General features: G+C 64.0%; 14 protein-coding genes, 1 tRNA gene and 1 pseudogene. 10 read left to right on the top strand and 6 right to left on the bottom strand.

Going from position 1 to position 15038, the window contains the following annotated elements; translation table 11 throughout:
• Positions 1-20: 20 nt before the first annotated feature.
• The 6 genes and pseudogenes from pepT to ACVJ19_RS32080 all read right to left on the bottom strand — a co-directional run bounded on the left by pepT (position 21) and on the right by ACVJ19_RS32080 (position 5020).
• Positions 21-1271, bottom strand: a complete 1251-nt coding sequence (gene pepT, locus ACVJ19_RS32105; RefSeq protein ID WP_453953138.1) for a peptidase T — start codon at positions 1269-1271, stop codon at positions 21-23.
• 105 nt (positions 1272-1376) lie between these two features.
• The gene (locus ACVJ19_RS32100; protein WP_018642395.1) at positions 1377-1691 is read right to left on the bottom strand and encodes an HU family DNA-binding protein; all 315 of its coding nucleotides are present in this window, start codon (positions 1689-1691) and stop codon (positions 1377-1379) included.
• A 197-nt stretch (positions 1692-1888) separates the two neighbouring features.
• Positions 1889-1965 (bottom strand) — tRNA-Asp (locus ACVJ19_RS32095).
• Between the two features lie 161 nt (positions 1966-2126).
• The gene (locus ACVJ19_RS32090) at positions 2127-2330 is read right to left on the bottom strand and encodes a hypothetical protein (protein WP_453953137.1); all 204 of its coding nucleotides are present in this window, start codon (positions 2328-2330) and stop codon (positions 2127-2129) included.
• A 144-nt stretch (positions 2331-2474) separates the two neighbouring features.
• Positions 2475-3769, bottom strand: a pseudogene (locus ACVJ19_RS32085) (spinster family MFS transporter).
• A 60-nt stretch (positions 3770-3829) separates the two neighbouring features.
• Positions 3830-5020 (bottom strand): Rieske 2Fe-2S domain-containing protein, encoded by a 1191-nt coding sequence (locus ACVJ19_RS32080; protein ID WP_453953136.1) that lies wholly within the window; start codon positions 5018-5020, stop codon positions 3830-3832.
• A 181-nt stretch (positions 5021-5201) separates the two neighbouring features.
• Here ACVJ19_RS32080 and ACVJ19_RS32075 point away from each other — a divergent pair, with 181 nt between their 5' ends.
• From ACVJ19_RS32075 to nuoF, 10 genes are all read left to right on the top strand, one after another.
• Positions 5202-5714 (top strand): MarR family winged helix-turn-helix transcriptional regulator, encoded by a 513-nt coding sequence (locus ACVJ19_RS32075; RefSeq protein ID WP_453953135.1) that lies wholly within the window; start codon positions 5202-5204, stop codon positions 5712-5714.
• Positions 5715-5891: 177 nt separating this feature from the next.
• Positions 5892-8144: a TonB-dependent siderophore receptor gene (locus ACVJ19_RS32070; RefSeq protein WP_453953134.1), complete on the top strand. Its 2253-nt coding sequence runs from the start codon at positions 5892-5894 to the stop codon at positions 8142-8144.
• A gap of 663 nt (positions 8145-8807) precedes the next feature.
• Complete coding sequence (locus tag ACVJ19_RS32065; RefSeq protein WP_018320139.1) at positions 8808-9173, top strand: NADH-quinone oxidoreductase subunit A; 366 nt, start codon at positions 8808-8810, stop codon at positions 9171-9173.
• Positions 9164-9751 (top strand): NuoB/complex I 20 kDa subunit family protein, encoded by a 588-nt coding sequence (locus tag ACVJ19_RS32060; RefSeq protein WP_453953133.1) that lies wholly within the window; start codon positions 9164-9166, stop codon positions 9749-9751. The genes ACVJ19_RS32065 and ACVJ19_RS32060 overlap by 10 nt, the downstream gene beginning before the upstream one ends.
• Positions 9752-9762: 11 nt before the next feature.
• Entirely contained in the window at positions 9763-10377 is a 615-nt protein-coding gene (locus tag ACVJ19_RS32055; protein WP_453953132.1) for an NADH-quinone oxidoreductase subunit C, read from the top strand.
• A 2-nt stretch (positions 10378-10379) separates the two neighbouring features.
• Positions 10380-11576: an NADH-quinone oxidoreductase subunit D gene (locus ACVJ19_RS32050; RefSeq protein WP_453953131.1), complete on the top strand. Its 1197-nt coding sequence runs from the start codon at positions 10380-10382 to the stop codon at positions 11574-11576.
• Positions 11577-11886: 310 nt separating this feature from the next.
• Positions 11887-12864, top strand: coding sequence for an FkbM family methyltransferase (locus ACVJ19_RS32045; protein WP_453953130.1), 978 nt, complete (start codon positions 11887-11889; stop codon positions 12862-12864).
• Between the two features lie 12 nt (positions 12865-12876).
• Positions 12877-13488 (top strand): NADH-quinone oxidoreductase subunit NuoE, encoded by a 612-nt coding sequence (gene nuoE / locus ACVJ19_RS32040; RefSeq protein ID WP_453953129.1) that lies wholly within the window; start codon positions 12877-12879, stop codon positions 13486-13488.
• The gene (locus ACVJ19_RS32035; RefSeq protein WP_092180911.1) at positions 13488-13694 is read left to right on the top strand and encodes a hypothetical protein; all 207 of its coding nucleotides are present in this window, start codon (positions 13488-13490) and stop codon (positions 13692-13694) included. Before nuoE ends, ACVJ19_RS32035 begins: the two co-directional genes overlap by 1 nt.
• 15 nt (positions 13695-13709) lie before the next feature.
• The gene (nuoF, locus tag ACVJ19_RS32030; protein ID WP_453953128.1) at positions 13710-15035 is read left to right on the top strand and encodes an NADH-quinone oxidoreductase subunit NuoF; all 1326 of its coding nucleotides are present in this window, start codon (positions 13710-13712) and stop codon (positions 15033-15035) included.
• The last annotated feature ends 3 nt before the right edge of the window (positions 15036-15038 follow it).

Here is a 15038-nt window from a genome sequence, read left to right as displayed (position 1 = left end):
GAACTTGAACTCAGCGCAAGCTACGCCTTCTCCTCCCAGATCATGGCGAGGTGGACGATGGTCTGCACCGCCTTCTCCATGTCCTGCCGGCTGACCCATTCCAGCCGCGAGTGGAACGCGTGCTCGCCGGCGAAGATGTTCGGGCAGGGCAGGCCCATGAAGGACAGGCGCGAGCCGTCGGTGCCGCCGCGGATGGCGGTGCGCATCGGGCGCAGGCCGGCCCGGCGGATCGCCTCGATCGCGTATTCGAGCACGTGCGGGTGACGGTCGATCACCTGCTTCATGTTGCGGTACTGCTCGCGGACCTCGAAGCTGTAGGTCGAGCGCGGGTAGTCCTTCATCACGTCCTTGACGATATCCTCGAGCAGGACCTCCTTCTCCTTCAGCCCTTCCTCGGTGAAGTCGCGGACGATGAAGGAAAGCGTCGCCTGCTCCAGCGCGCCGTCGATGCCGATCGGATGCAGAAAGCCCTGCTTGCCCGAGGTGGTCTCGGGCGAGCAGCCCTCCTTCGGCAGCCGCTCGACGATGGCGGCCGCAATCTTGATCGCATGCTCCATCTTGCCCTTGGCGTAGCCGGGATGGGCGCTGACGCCGTTGATGGTGATGGTGGCACCATCAGCCGAGAAGGTCTCGTCCTCGACTGAGCCGGCGCTCTCGCCGTCCATGGTGTAGCCGAAGTCGGCGCCGAGCTTCTTCAGATCGACATTGTCGACGCCGCGGCCGATCTCCTCGTCCGGCGTGAACAGGATCTTGATGGTGCCGTGCTTCACGTCGGGATTGTTGATGAAGAAATGCGCGGCATCCATGATCTCGGCGACGCCGGCCTTGTTGTCGGCGCCGAGCAGCGTGGTGCCGTCGGTGGTGATGATGTCGTTGCCGATCTGGTTCTTCAGCGCCGGATGCTCGGCGAAGCGGATCACCTGGCTGGTGTCGCCCGGCAGCACGATGTCGCCGCCGCGATAGTTCTTCACCATTTGCGGCTTGACGCCCTTGCCAGTGACGTCGGGCGAGGTGTCCATGTGCGAGCAGAAGCAGATCACCGGCACCTTCTTGTCGGTGTTGGCCGGGATGGTGCCGTAGACATAGCCGTAATCGTCGAGATGGGCGTCAGCGACGCCCATGGCCCTCAGCTCGGCGGCGAGCACGCGGCCGAGATCCTTCTGCTTCTCGGTCGAGGGCGAGCGAGGGGATTCCGGATCGGACTGGGTATCGATGGTGACGTAGCGCAGGAAGCGCTCGGTCACGGTGTGCGAAAAGGTGAGGGAGGACATTTCTGGACAAACCGCCGGATATTTGGGGAAGGCAACCGGTATACCAGAAAAGCTGGCCGTGATGCGGCCGGAACCAGCTCCGATCAGGCTTAACGAACAGTCACCTCAAATCGCCTCTTTGAGTTCCTTGACCGGACGGAAGGCGACCTTCTTGCTGGCCTTGATGTGGATGGCTTCGCCGGTGGCGGGATTGCGGCCGGTGCGGGCGGCGCGCTTGCGGACCTGGAGGATGCCGAGCCCGACGATACGGACGCGGTCGCCCTTCTTCAGGTGCTTGGTGATCAGATCGACCATGTCGGTGAGGACGGCCTCGGCGTGCTTCTTGGAAAGGTCCTGGCTCTCCGCGATATCGGCGGCGAGGTGCTTGAGCGTGATGGTGGCGGGCGCGGCTGCCTTCTTTGCCGAGTCCTTCTTAGCCATGTCTGGCCTCCTCAATGACAGGGAAGCCCCGGAAAAGCCGGGAAAGCATGGGGATCCCTTCTTAAGCCCTGGAAGGCGTAGACGATTCGGACGAGGGCTGACTATGCCACGGGTTCCCGATGGATGCCGGCAATGGCCCGCACAGCCGCGAAAGGCGTCGAGAAGCTCGGGCTAAGGCTATGAAGGGATTGCCAAAATGGCGCGAGAGACGGGGCTCGAACCCGCGACCTCCGGCGTGACAGGCCGGCGCTCTAACCAACTGAGCTACTCCCGCGTGGTTCGCTGAAAGCGCGCGGAACGAGGGGGGACTTAAAGGCGGGGCTTGGTGAAGTCAAGGACGTTGCGCTTCGCCAGCACATCTCGGCTAAGCATTGCTCTGGAAAACGAAAAAGGCCGCCTGGAGGCGGCCTCTGGTCAGCTCCGAAGCAGGGCTTATCAGCGAATCTCCGACGTGCCCGCGCTGGTGATCGCGACAGGCTTGCCGGCCTTGATCACCTGGCTGGACTGGGCGCTCTGGCTGTAATCGGCGTTGGTACGGGCAGCAATCCCGAAACCGGCCACTGCAATGCCGGCAACCAGCGCCACCACCACGATCTTCAGGTGGGTCGCACGATCAGCAGAGTGAATTGAGTGGTTCATGTGAGAGCCTCCCGACGGGCTTTGCCGCCGTCTATGGGCTCTTGTTCTAAGGACCATCTGTTTCCGGATGGTTTCGCGGGTTCCGCAAAATGGTTTCATCCGGCCGCCCGGCTGGTTTCGCCGGGCGGTGCGCAGGGGCGGGTTTCAGGCCGCGGCCCGGCCGATATCGTTCCGGATACTCCGCGCCGCCCAGACGAACAGCAGGGCGCCGAGCGTGGTCGTGATTGCCGCCGAGAGCAGGGAATAGCGCACCGCTTCCGCGCCATAACTGCCCTTGAGGGCGTCGTTGACCATGCCCACGGCGAGCGGGCCGACGCCCTGGCCGAAGCAGGTGGCGTGAGCGCGATCAGCGCGGAGGCGAGCGCGCGCATGCTGGGCTTCGCCACGGTCTGCGCGATCGCGAAGATTGGCCCGAGATGGAAGCCGACCAGGAACGATGTCAGCGCCAGCATCGCCACCATCATCGCGAAGTCCTGCGTCAGCATGCACAGCGCGAACACCGGTCCGGCGAGGCCTGAGGTGATTGCGGGCGCCCACAGCTTCCAGCGGTCGTCGCGGCGGCTGATTTGCGCCACCACGAAGCCGCCGAGCAGGGTGCCGGCCATGCCGGCGAGGCCCTTGAAGGTGCCGGCGTAGGTGCCGATCTCGGCGCTCGACAGATGGTGCACGCGCGCCAGGAACGGCGGGATCCAGGCCGCCGTCGCATAGTTGGTGTAGGTGGTGAGGCAGAAGCCGATCAGGACGATGATGAAGCTGCGCTGGGACGCCAGGAAGCGCAGCGTCGGCCCGAGCGGCTCGGGCACAAAACTCTCCTGCATGGCGCCGCGCTTCGGCTCGGAGATCGTCAGCCACAGCACCAAGGCGAGCAGGATGCCGGGCAGGCCGGCGGCATAGAAAGCCATGCGCCAGCCATAGTGCTGGTTGACGTAGCCGCCGACGAAATAACCGAGAAAGACGCCGAGATAGGTGCCGATGGCGTAGATGCCGAGCGCGCGCGGGCGCTCGTTCTTGGCAAAGAGATCGGCGACGATCGACTGTGAGGCTGGGGAGCCAGCGGATTCACCGATGCCGACACCGATGCGTGCCAGCGCCAGCGAGGTCAGGCTGGTGGCGGCGCCGCACAGGGCCGTCATCGCGCTCCAGAACGCAAATGCCACGGCCACGATGTTGCGCCGATTCAGCCGGTCGGCGACGCGCGCGATGGGAATGCCGAGCAGGGAATAGAACAGCGCGAAGCCGAAGCCTGCGAGCAGGCCCATCATGGTGTCGCTGAGGGCAAACTCCTTCTTGATCGGCTCGATCAGGACGTTGAAGATTGTGCGATCGAGAAAGTTCAGCGCGTAGATGACGGTGAGCAGGCCCAGCACGTAGTAGCGCCGCGCCGAGGGCTTTGCCGCGGCAGCCGTTTGCACCGACATCTGTGACGTCACATCGACCATCGCTTCCCCCAATTTGTCTTTGTTGTCGTTGTCGGTCCAGCTCTTGTTCGAGCCGGCAGATCATCCTTCGCGGATGTAATTCCCCGCTTCGAATTCGACCGGCGGCGCGCTCGCATCGAAGGAGACGCCGATCGGATCGCGGCCCGCGGCGAGCGCGTCGAGCTGGTCGCTCAGCATGCGCCGGATCATCAGGATGCCGCGGTCGCTCTGGCCGAAATGCTCCTCGGAATGCACCGTCACCGCGCCTTGGCCGACCTGGGCCTCATAGTCGCCAGGAAATTGCTGGTGCTCTTGCTCGGTCATGTCCCACCAGAATTTTCCGTTGAACTTCGAGCGCATGCGGCTGATGTCGCCAGGATTTTTGACGCGGCCGGCGACATAGATGCGGAACGAGGTGTCGTCGATCGGCAGCACCCAGCCGATCGATTCGACGCGGGCGAACTGCGCGACGCGCGGGTTCGGCACCACGCGCAGCGTCGGCAGCGCCGCCTCGCTGACGCGGTAAAACACCTTGCCGTCGTCCTGCTTGCGCTCGGATCGCACGAGAACGCCGCGCGGCGATTTCTCGAACTTCACCTCCGGGATCGACGCCATCATGTTGGTGAATTGCGGACCCGAGAACGAGCCGTGCAGCACCGGCACGTGGTAGGGGTCCACCACGTTCTCGAAATGCTGGAGCCAGTTGCAGGGGATGATCGCAGGACCGCCGCCGCCGATCGAGGAATCGTCGGCCTCGACCAGCTCGCCGTCGTCCATCTTTTCCAGGCACTCGTAAGCCGGCAGCACCGGGCGTTTCTCGGCCGGGCCCATATAGGCGAAGATCAGTCCGTAGCGCTCTTCGACCGGATACCAGGGCTGGCGCACCTTGTCCTTGAACTGGCCGCCCTCGGGCTCGCAGGGCTGCTCCAGGCAGTGGCCTTCGGTGTCGAACTTCCAGCCGTGATAGCAGCAGCGGATGCCGTCCTCCTCGACCTTGCCATAGTAGAGCGTGGTGCCGCGGTGGCAGCAGCGCGCGTGCAGGAGGCCGGCGCGGCCATGCTTGTCACGGAACAGCACCAGGTCCTCGCCCAGCGCACGCACCTTCTTCGGCGTGTCGGTGGCATCACTGGTGAGCCCGACCGGATGCCAGTAGCGGCGCAGCAGTTCGCCCATCGGCGCGCCGCGCACGACCGAGGTGAGCTCGGTGCGGGTGTGCGCCGGCTTCATCGCATAGGCCGTGCCGAGATCGCGATCCCGCTGGGTGATGCTCATGCTGGTCCTCCCGCTGCCGGCCGTGCAGGGCCGGGCGTTTTTGATGTCTTGGCGGCAGTGAAAGATAATTCGATGACATTGTCAACGATCTTCGAAATGCCTCTTAATCGCATTTGAGGAGAACGGCCGGCTGCGGCGGCTCAGGCTTGGCAGGGCCGGGCTTTCTTGGCAGAGGTGGACGATGAACCAGACACCGAGCAGGGACGGGTGGACCGGCCCCGAGCCGGGCGAGAGTGAGCCGGCGCCGATCACCGCGATGCTGTCCTCGCGGCTGATGGTGCTCGCCAATTTGCTCAAGCGCGGCGCCATCCTGCGCTACAAGCGGCTGACTGGATTGTCCTCCGTCGAGTTCGGTCTCGTCGCCTCGCTCGGCCGGCGCCCGCCGATGAGCGTGGCGCGGCTCGCCGAAGCCGTCGGCCAGGACAAGGGGCAGATCAGCCGCGCGCTGGCCAATCTGGTGTCGCGCAAGCTGATCGCGAAATCGGCAAATCCGAAGGATAGCCGCGAGGTGCTGATCTCGCTCACCCCGGCCGGCCTCGCCGCCCATGATGCGATCGTCGAAGGCGCGCAGGAGCGCAACCGCCGCCTCCTGGAGCATCTGAGCGCCGCCGAATTCGACATGCTGCTGCAAAAGATCGATCAGCTCACGGCGATTGCCGCCGAGATGCTGGAGAGCGAGAAGAATTCGCGCTGACGTCCGATCGTGTCCGGGAACAATGGATCAATTCTAAGAGCCGCTCTAAGAAGCTTTCAATTAGGGAAATCGCGCGCCCTCACATAAGCGTCACCATCAGGCGCATGCCGTGTGGGGACACGGCGGCATGACGCATCAAACATGCAGCTTTGGGGTGGCGCGTTGAACAGTCTTGGAATGCTGCGGTCGGCCGTATTGGCGACCGCATCCGCTTGGGTCTTGGTGCCGCAGGCATCGTTTGCACAATCATCCGCGCAGAGCGGGGCGCAGAACCTGCCGTCGGTGACCGTCACCGCTCCGGAAGCGCGCCGCCGCGCACCCGCCTCCGCCGCGCGGAGTGCGCCGCGGCGTTCGGTGCAGACCGCGAACAGAAGCAAGCCTCAGCCGCAGCGCAATGCCGGTTTCGTCGAAACGCCGCGCGGCCCGGTGCGCGGCTACGTCGCCGGCCGCAGCTCGTCCGGCACCAAGACCGACACGCCGATCATGGAGACGCCGCAATCGGTGTCCGTCATCGGCGCGGAGCAGATCCGCGACCAGAAGCCGAACAAGCTCGACGAGGTCCTGCGCTATACCGCCGGCGTGCGGGCAGGGACCTTTGGTGCGGATACGCGCAACGACTGGTGGCTGATCCGCGGCTTCAAGTCCGACGACGTCGGATTGTTCCTCGACGGCATGCAGCTGTTCTACACGTCCTATGCGAGCTGGAAGCTCCAGCCGTTCAACATGGAGCGCGTCGAGGTGCTGCGCGGACCTTCGGCGGTGCTCTATGGCGGATCGAGCCCGAGCGGCATCGTCAACGTCATCAGCAAGATGCCGCCCGCCGAGCCGATCCGCTACGTCGAGACCGGCGTCAACAATTTCGGCAACGCCTATGTCGGGTTTGATTTCGGCGGGCCGGTCGCGACACAGCCCCAGGATGGCAAGCTGTTCTACCGCGTCGTCGGCCAGGCCCAGAACGGCCCGACGCAGGTCAACTTCACGCCCGACAACAACTACTTCATCGCGCCGTCGTTCACCTGGAAGCCGGATGCCGACACCACCTTCACGGTGCTGGCCTCGGCCTCCAGGCTGGACACGCGCGGCATCAACTTCTTGCCCTATCAGGGCACGGTGACCAGCGCGCCGTTCGGCAAGATCCCGACCAGCTTCTTCGTCGGCGATCCCAGCGTCGACAAGTTCACGCGCGAGCAGGAGATGCTGGGTTACCAGTTCGAGCGCAATCTGACTGACGATCTCACGTTCCGCCAGAATGCCCGCTTTGCACATGTCGATGTGACCTATCGCGGCTATGTCGGCAACGGCTGGGACAACATCAACACGGCCACGCTCAATCGCTACAATTGGTATGCGAAGGACACCGCCAATCAGGGCAACCTCGACAACCAGCTAGAATACCGCTTCGGCACAGGTCCGGTGAAGCACACGATGCTGTTCGGGGTCGACCTGCGGGGCTATCAGATCGACGACTATCAGGCCTTCAACTTCACCGGGGTGCCGTCGATCAACGTGTTCAATCCGGCTTATGGCGTGAACGTTCCGATTACCGGGGCGCCGTTCCGCAACTTCCTGATCACGCAGAAGCAGGCCGGTACCTACGTCCAGGACCAGATGAAGCTCGGCAACTTCACGCTGGTGCTGAGCGGGCGCAATGATTGGGTCGAGACGACGCAAGACGCACGCGACACGGGCGCAAACGTCGCGAGCCGCAATGACAGCCGGTTCAGCGGACGCGCCGGGCTGATCTACAATTTCGACAACGGCATCGCGCCCTACGTCTCGTACTCGACGAGCTACAATCCGATCATCGGCCTCAACGCGCAAAATCAGCTGTTCCTGCCTGAGACCGGCCAGCAGACTGAAATCGGCGTGAAGGTCGCACCGAAGGGATTTGACGGCTACTTCACCGCGTCGGTCTTCGACCTGAAGCGCCAGAATGTTGCGACCACAGACCCGGTGATCACGACGTTGCAGAACCAGACCGGCGAGGTGACCTCGCGCGGCATCGAGCTCGAAGCAGTGGCCAATGCCACGAAGGAGCTGAAGTTCATCGGCGCCTTCACGGCATACCACCTCTTCACCAGCAAGGATCTCAATCCGGCGCTGGTCGGCAAGACGCCGACCAATACGCCTGAGCTTCTGGTCTCGGGCTGGGCCGACTACACTTTCAAGGACGGACCGCTGGCCGGGTTCGGCTTCGGCGGCGGTGTACGCTATATCGGCTCGTCCTGGGCCGACCAGGCCAACACCCTCGAGGTTCCCGCGGTGGTGCTTGGCGATCTCGCGCTCCACTACGAATGGCAGAACTGGCGCACGGCGCTGAACGTGATCAACCTGACCGACAAGATCTACGTTGCGAGCTGTGCGGCGACCACGTCCTGCTTCTACGGCGACCGCCGGCGCATCACCGCCAGCGTCTCCTACAAATGGTGAGGCAAGGGACGAGGAGAGGCGAGGGCAGCTTCCCCTGATTTCGACCATCCCGAGACTCTACCGACCGGACAACCGCTGATCGCCCATCGGGAGATCGATGAGCTCCCGGGCCATGCCCCCCGGCCCGAAGCTCATGCGAGCGCGGCGCGTGCGACGCCCCAGCAAGTTGCCGACGCCGCGCTCGCGATCGACCCCGGGGCGGGCCTGACGCATTCGCCGGACGAGGTCCGGACCCGTCGGGATGCATGGCTCGTCTGACCAGCAGTGCCTGTGGACAGGCGCTATGGCTGTCCTAATCTGCCGTCGCGGCGATTGGGGCCGCGCTCGGACATAATGAGCAGCATGTCGCCGGCATGACAGGGGGCACCACCCTCGTTGTAATTTGGATTTTGCCGCGCCGCGGCCTAAATTAAGTGAGCTTCGCCCGCAGCGGACCTACCGGCCAAGCGCGCCGGACTGATCGGGATCGCCCTTGCTGGGGCGGTCGATCTGCTCCATACCAGCCGCGGGGTGATTCCGGGATTTCCACCGTTCTGGGGGCGGCAAAGGGCCTGAAAAGAGCGTGTCTTGCGCCCATTGGTGCACTGCGCTAAGGCTCAGAATAATTCCAAATCGGGACGAATCCGCGGCTCCCCCGACGTCGCGGGAAACAAGGGCTCGCCAATGAGCGGCATTCTACAGAACTATCTTCCACTCGTCGTCTTCATAGGGGTGGCGGGCCTCATCGGCCTCGTGCTGCTGATCGCGCCGTTCGTCGTGGCGTTCCAGCAGCCGGACCCCGAAAAACTGTCGGCGTATGAGTGCGGTTTCAACGCCTTCGACGACGCGCGAATGAAGTTCGACGTCCGCTTCTATCTGGTCGCCATCCTCTTCATCATCTTCGACCTCGAGGTGGCGTTCCTGTTTCCCTGGGCGGTGGCGTTCGGCAAGCTTGGCGCGACCGGCTTCTGGTCCATGGTGGTGTTCCTCGCCGTGCTGACGGTCGGGTTCGCCTATGAATGGAAGAAAGGGGCACTGGAATGGGACTGAACCCTGCATCGTCCACAGGTCCGGTTATCGCGCCGGCCTCCAAGGGCATTCTGGATCCGTCGACCGGCAAGCCGGTCGGGGCCAATGATCCGTTCTTTCTCGAGGTCAATTCCGAGCTGTCCGACAAGGGCTTCTTCGTGGCCGCGACCGACGATCTCATCACCTGGGCGCGCACCGGCTCCTTGATGTGGATGACCTTCGGTCTCGCCTGCTGCGCGGTCGAGATGATGCAGGTGTCGATGCCGCGCTACGACGTCGAGCGCTTCGGCTTCGCCCCGCGTGCCTCGCCGCGCCAGTCCGACGTGATGATCGTCGCGGGTACGCTGACCAACAAGATGGCGCCTGCGCTGCGCAAGGTCTACGACCAGATGCCCGAGCCGCGCTACGTCATCTCGATGGGCTCCTGCGCCAATGGCGGGGGCTACTATCACTATTCCTACTCGGTCGTGCGCGGCTGCGACCGCATCGTGCCGATCGACATCTACGTGCCGGGCTGCCCGCCCACGGCGGAAGCGCTGCTCTACGGCGTGCTGCTGCTGCAGAAGAAGATCCGGCGCACCGGCACCATCGAACGCTAAGGTTTTACGTCATGGACGACGGCAAGCTCGACGCCCTTGGGCAAACGATCGTTAGCGCGCTTCCGGGCGCCGCCACCGGTCACGCGGTGGCCTTCAACCAGCTCACGGTTGATGTCGAGGCCGGCAAGATCGTCGAGGTGGTCAAATACCTCCGCGACGATCCGAATTGCCGTTTCGTCAACATCACCGACGTGACCGCGGTCGATTATCCGTCGCGCGAAAAGCGCTTCGACGTGATCTATCACTTCCTGTCACCGACCCTGAACACGCGGATCCGGCTGCGCGTCGCCGCCGACGAGACCACGCAGATTCCGTCGCTGATCGACGTGTTCCCCGGCGCCGACTGGTTCGAGCGCGAGGCCTACGATCTCTACGGCGTGTTCTTCGTCGGTCATCCCGACATGCGCCGCATCCTCACCGATTACGGTTTCGAGGGCCATCCGCTGCGCAAGGATTTTCCGCTCACCGGCTTCGTCGAGGTCCGCTACGACGACCAGGAGAAGCGGGTGGTGTACGAGCCTGTCCGGCTCAACCAGGAATTCCGCAAGTTCGACTTTTTGTCTCCGTGGGAAGGGGCCGACTATCCGGTCCTTCCGGGGGATGAAAAAGCGGGACCGAAGGTCTGATCATGAACGAGCAACCCGAACAGCTTCGCAACTTTACGATCAACTTTGGACCGCAGCATCCGGCGGCCCACGGCGTGTTGCGACTTGTCCTCGAATTGGACGGCGAGATCGTCGCGCGCGTCGATCCGCACATCGGTCTCTTGCACCGCGGCACCGAAAAACTGATCGAGCAGAAGACCTATCTTCAGGCGATCCCGTACTTCGATCGCCTCGACTACGTCGCGCCGATGAACCAGGAGCACGCCTTCTGCCTGGCTGCCGAAAAGCTGCTGGGCATCGAAGTGCCGCGCCGCGGTCAGTTGATCCGCATTCTCTATTGCGAGATCGGCCGCATCCTGTCGCACCTCCTCAACGTCACCACGCAGGCGATGGACGTCGGCGCGCTCACCCCGCCGCTGTGGGGCTTCGAAGAGCGCGAGAAGCTGATGGTGTTCTACGAGCGCGCCTCGGGCAGCCGCATGCACGCGGCGTTCTTCCGCGTCGGCGGCGTGCATCAGGACCTGCCGCAAAAGCTCGTCGACGATATCGAAGCCTGGTGCGATCCGTTCCTCAAGGTCGTGGACGACCTCGATCGGCTGCTCACCGCCAACCGCATCTTCAAGCAGCGCAACGTCGATATCGGTGTGGTGCCGCTGAAGGAGGCCTGGGAGTGGGGCTTCTCGGGCGTGATGGTGCGCGGTTCGGGCGCGGCCTGGGACCTGCGCAAGTCGCAGCCCTATGAGTGCTACGCCGAGATGGATTTCGACATTCCGATCGGCAAGAACGGCGACTGCTACGACCGCTACCTGATCCGCATGGAAGAGATGCGCCAGTCCATACGCATCATGAAGCAGTGCATCCAGAAGCTGAATGCGCCTGACGGCAAGGGCCCTGTCGTCGTCGAGGACAACAAGGTTGCGCCGCCGCGCCGTGGCGAGATGAAGCGTTCGATGGAAGCGCTGATCCATCACTTCAAGCTCTACACCGAAGGCGTCCACGTGCCGGCCGGCGAGGTCTACGCCGCGGTCGAGGCGCCGAAGGGCGAGTTCGGCGTCTATCTCGTCTCCGACGGCACCAACAAGCCCTACAAGTGCAAGATCCGCGCGCCGGGCTTCGCCCATCTGCAGGCGATGGACCACATCTGCCGCGGCCATCTGCTCGCCGACGTCTCGGCGATCCTCGGCTCGCTCGACATCGTGTTCGGAGAGGTCGATCGGTGAGAGCTAGCACGCCTATCGCGATACTCGCTGGCGCGGGATGCTGGGCAGGAAGCGCACAGGCGCAGCTTCCGACCGCATTCTCGTCGCCGTGCGCGGGGGCAAGAACAGTCGCGAATTGGTGTCCTGATCAGTTGTCGAAAGAAGGCTGGAAGCTGAAGTACGAAAGCGTGAGTCCGCGCGACCTGATGGATGTGTCCTGGCGCTACGAAGTATGGATTCGCGAACGGTCGGCGGTTCTTTGCTCGCTGACCGGCGGCCGGGGCCGCTCCACGACGAACTCTTGTACGGAACTGAACGAGGTAAATCGGTGATGGCGCAGGCGCCAATCCAGTTTGACCGCGCCTCGGGGGCCCTTGAAGGGGCCAACCTGTGGGAGCGGACGGCTGCCTTGGCGCTGGTGACGGGATCGAAGATCTCCTCGCACTTCTCGCACATGGGCTACATCGCCTGCGCCAATCTGCTGGCGAAGACGCTGCCCAAGCGCAACATCGCGATCAAGCTCAACCCCGACGCCGTGTTCGAATTCCCTTACGGCGACGGCTATTGGAGCAAGCTGCTCAACCGCTCGTACAACTATGAGGACGAGCTCGAGCTGCTGTTCGCCGACTCCATCGACGTCGACTACACGCTGCTCGATTGCGGCGCCAATTACGGCTACTGGTCGGTGCTGGTGTCGAGCAAGCCGTTCGGCGCGCACAAGGCGATCGCGATCGAGCCGTCGGGCCAGAACTATCCGAAGCTCGCCAACAACGCCCGCGTGAACGATGGTCGCTTCGAGACCATGAAGTGTGCGATCGGCGCGGAGCGCGGCACGGCGCGGCTCTCCGGCACCAAGCACGAGGCCTTCAGCATCGCCGGCGATCCGTCGGCGGGGGGCGAGGAGGTGCCGGTCGTTGCGCTCGATAATCTGATCGACGACGGCAAGATCGCCGCCAGCGGCAAGTACCTGATCAAGCTCGACGTCGAGGGCGTCGAGATCGAGGCGATCAAGGGCGGCGCCCGGCTGCTCCAGGCCGACAGCGTCATCATGTGCGAGGAGCACGGCAGCGACCGCTCGCATGCGGTATCGCGCTACATCCTCGAGCAGACCCCGCTGAAGCTGATCGTGTTCGATCCGCGCAGCAACCGGATGGAGACCGTGACCGAGCTGTCGATCCTCGACCGCATCAAGGTCTCGACCCATGTCGGCTACAACGTTTTCGGCACCGCAAGCGCGTTCTGGCAGGACAGGATCGATGCCCTGAATGCCAAGACCTTGAACGCCAAGACCGCGCGCCGCATGCAGTGAGAGATTGAAGAGATGTCCGTTCGCCGATTAGCACCGAAGGAAGTTCAGCCCGCGAGCTTCGCGTTCACGGAGGAGAACCTCGCGTTCGCCAGGCAGCAGATCGCGAAGTATCCGGCCGGCCGGCAGGCTTCCGCCGTCATCGCCATCCTGTGGCGCGCGCAGGAGCAGCACGACGGCTGGGTCTCGGAAGCCGCGATCCGCGTCATCGCCGACATGCTCGACATGCCCTACATCCGCGTGCTGGAAGTCGCGACCTTCTACACGATGTTCCAGCTCGCTCCCGTCGGCAAGAAGGCCCACGTCCAGGTCTGCGGCACCACGCCGTGCCGTCTGCGCGGCGCCGAGGATCTGATCCACGTCTGCGAGCACCGCATCCATCACGAGCCCTTCCACCTCTCCAAGGACGGTAATTTCAGCTGGGAAGAGGTCGAGTGCCTGGGCGCCTGCGTGAACGCGCCGATGGTGCTGATCGGCAAGGACACCTATGAGGACCTGACCAAGGAAAGCTTCGGCAAGGTGCTCGACGGCTTTGCTTCGGGCAATCCGCCCAAGCCCGGCCCGCAGAACGGCCGCCAGTTCTCGGCGCCGACGGGCGGACCGACCACGCTGAAGGAGAGCACCTGATGCGTGATCTCTCGTCGCCGGCAGTGCAGGGGAGCGGTGCCATGAAGAAGTGGGGCTTCATCGCGATGCATGCCGCCGTGGCGGCCACGTTCATTTTCCTGCTTCAGCGTTTCAGCCTGAACGCGTCGCTGGAATCCAGTCTGCTCTGGGCGCTGACTTTCGCCGTCTGCGCCGCCGGACTTGCCTACAAGCAGTCCAATCGTTGATCGGAAAGCACTGATATGCTCGAGGACAAGGACCGCATCTTCAAGAACCTCTACGGCCTCCACGACTGGGGGCTCGAGGGTTCGCGGCGCCGCGGCGCCTGGGATGGTACGAAGAATATCATCGACAAGGGTCGCGACTGGATCATCAACGAGATGAAGGCGTCGGGCCTGCGCGGCCGCGGCGGCGCCGGCTTCCCGACCGGCCTCAAATGGTCCTTCATGCCGAAGGAATCGACCGACGGCCGGCCGAGCTATCTCGTCGTCAACGCCGACGAGTCCGAGCCCGGCACCTGCAAGGATCGCGAGATCATGCGGCACGATCCGCATCTCCTCGTCGAGGGCTGCCTGATCGCGAGCTTCGCGATGAACGCGCATGCCTGCTACATCTATGTCCGCGGCGAGTTCATTCGCGAGCGCGAGCGCCTCCAGGCCGCGATCGATCAGGCCTATGAGGCCAAGCTGGTCGGCAAGGACAACGTCAACGGCTGGCCGTTCGACATCTACGTCGCGCACGGCGCCGGCGCCTATATCTGCGGCGAGGAGACCGCGCTGCTCGAAAGCCTCGAAGGCAAGAAGGGCCAGCCGCGTCTGAAGCCGCCGTTCCCGGCGAATGTCGGCCTGTTCGGCTGCCCGACCACCGTCAACAACGTCGAGTCGATCGCGGTTGCGCCCGACATCCTGCGCCGCGGTGCGGCGTGGTTCGCCGGCATCGGCCGTCCGAACAATGTCGGCACCAAACTCTTCTGCATCTCCGGCCATGTCGAGCGGCCCTGCAACGTCGAAGAGGCCATGGGCATTCCGTTCCGTGAGCTGATCGACAAGCATTGCGGCGGCATTCGCGGCGGCTGGGACAACCTCAAGGCCGTGATCCCCGGCGGCTCGTCGGTGCGCATGGTGCCGGCCGAGCAGATCATCGACACGCCGATGGATTTCGACAGCCTCAGCAAGCTGCGCTCGGGCCTCGGCACCGCGGCCGTGATCGTGATGGACAAGTCCACCGACCTGATCCGCGCCATCGCCCGCATTTCGTACTTCTACAAGCACGAGAGCTGCGGCCAGTGCACCCCGTGCCGCGAGGGCACCGGCTGGATGTGGCGCGTGCTCACCCGCATGGCCGAAGGCCGCGCCCACAAGCGCGAGATCGACATGCTGCTCGAGGTCACCAAGCAGGTCGAAGGCCACACCATCTGCGCGCTTGGCGACGCGGCGGCCTGGCCGATCCAGGGCCTGATCGCGCACTTCCGTCACGAGATCGAAGCGCGCATCGACCAGTATTCGCATAAGGCCGATGTCGACGATATCGGCGTCCGCGATCCCGTGAACATGGTCGCGGCGGAGTAAGAG

The sequence above is a fragment of the Bradyrhizobium sp. USDA 376 genome (genome assembly GCF_054063675.1).
Note: the sequence above shows the minus strand (reverse complement) of the source record. Positions and strands in the feature narration are given on the sequence as shown.

Coding starts and splice junctions, on each gene's coding strand:
- pepT (WP_453953138.1), bottom strand. CDS start 1,271: ATGTCCTCCCTCACCTTTTCGCACACCGTGACCGAGCGCTTCCTGCGC.
- ACVJ19_RS32100 (WP_018642395.1), bottom strand. CDS start 1,691: ATGGCTAAGAAGGACTCGGCAAAGAAGGCAGCCGCGCCCGCCACCATC.
- ACVJ19_RS32090 (WP_453953137.1), bottom strand. CDS start 2,330: ATGAACCACTCAATTCACTCTGCTGATCGTGCGACCCACCTGAAGATC.
- ACVJ19_RS32080 (WP_453953136.1), bottom strand. CDS start 5,020: ATGAGCATCACCCAGCGGGATCGCGATCTCGGCACGGCCTATGCGATG.
- ACVJ19_RS32075 (WP_453953135.1), top strand. CDS start 5,202: ATGAACCAGACACCGAGCAGGGACGGGTGGACCGGCCCCGAGCCGGGC.
- ACVJ19_RS32070 (WP_453953134.1), top strand. CDS start 5,892: ATGCTGCGGTCGGCCGTATTGGCGACCGCATCCGCTTGGGTCTTGGTG.
- ACVJ19_RS32065 (WP_018320139.1), top strand. CDS start 8,808: ATGAGCGGCATTCTACAGAACTATCTTCCACTCGTCGTCTTCATAGGG.
- ACVJ19_RS32060 (WP_453953133.1), top strand. CDS start 9,164: ATGGGACTGAACCCTGCATCGTCCACAGGTCCGGTTATCGCGCCGGCC.
- ACVJ19_RS32055 (WP_453953132.1), top strand. CDS start 9,763: ATGGACGACGGCAAGCTCGACGCCCTTGGGCAAACGATCGTTAGCGCG.
- ACVJ19_RS32050 (WP_453953131.1), top strand. CDS start 10,380: ATGAACGAGCAACCCGAACAGCTTCGCAACTTTACGATCAACTTTGGA.
- ACVJ19_RS32045 (WP_453953130.1), top strand. CDS start 11,887: ATGGCGCAGGCGCCAATCCAGTTTGACCGCGCCTCGGGGGCCCTTGAA.
- nuoE (WP_453953129.1), top strand. CDS start 12,877: ATGTCCGTTCGCCGATTAGCACCGAAGGAAGTTCAGCCCGCGAGCTTC.
- ACVJ19_RS32035 (WP_092180911.1), top strand. CDS start 13,488: ATGCGTGATCTCTCGTCGCCGGCAGTGCAGGGGAGCGGTGCCATGAAG.
- nuoF (WP_453953128.1), top strand. CDS start 13,710: ATGCTCGAGGACAAGGACCGCATCTTCAAGAACCTCTACGGCCTCCAC.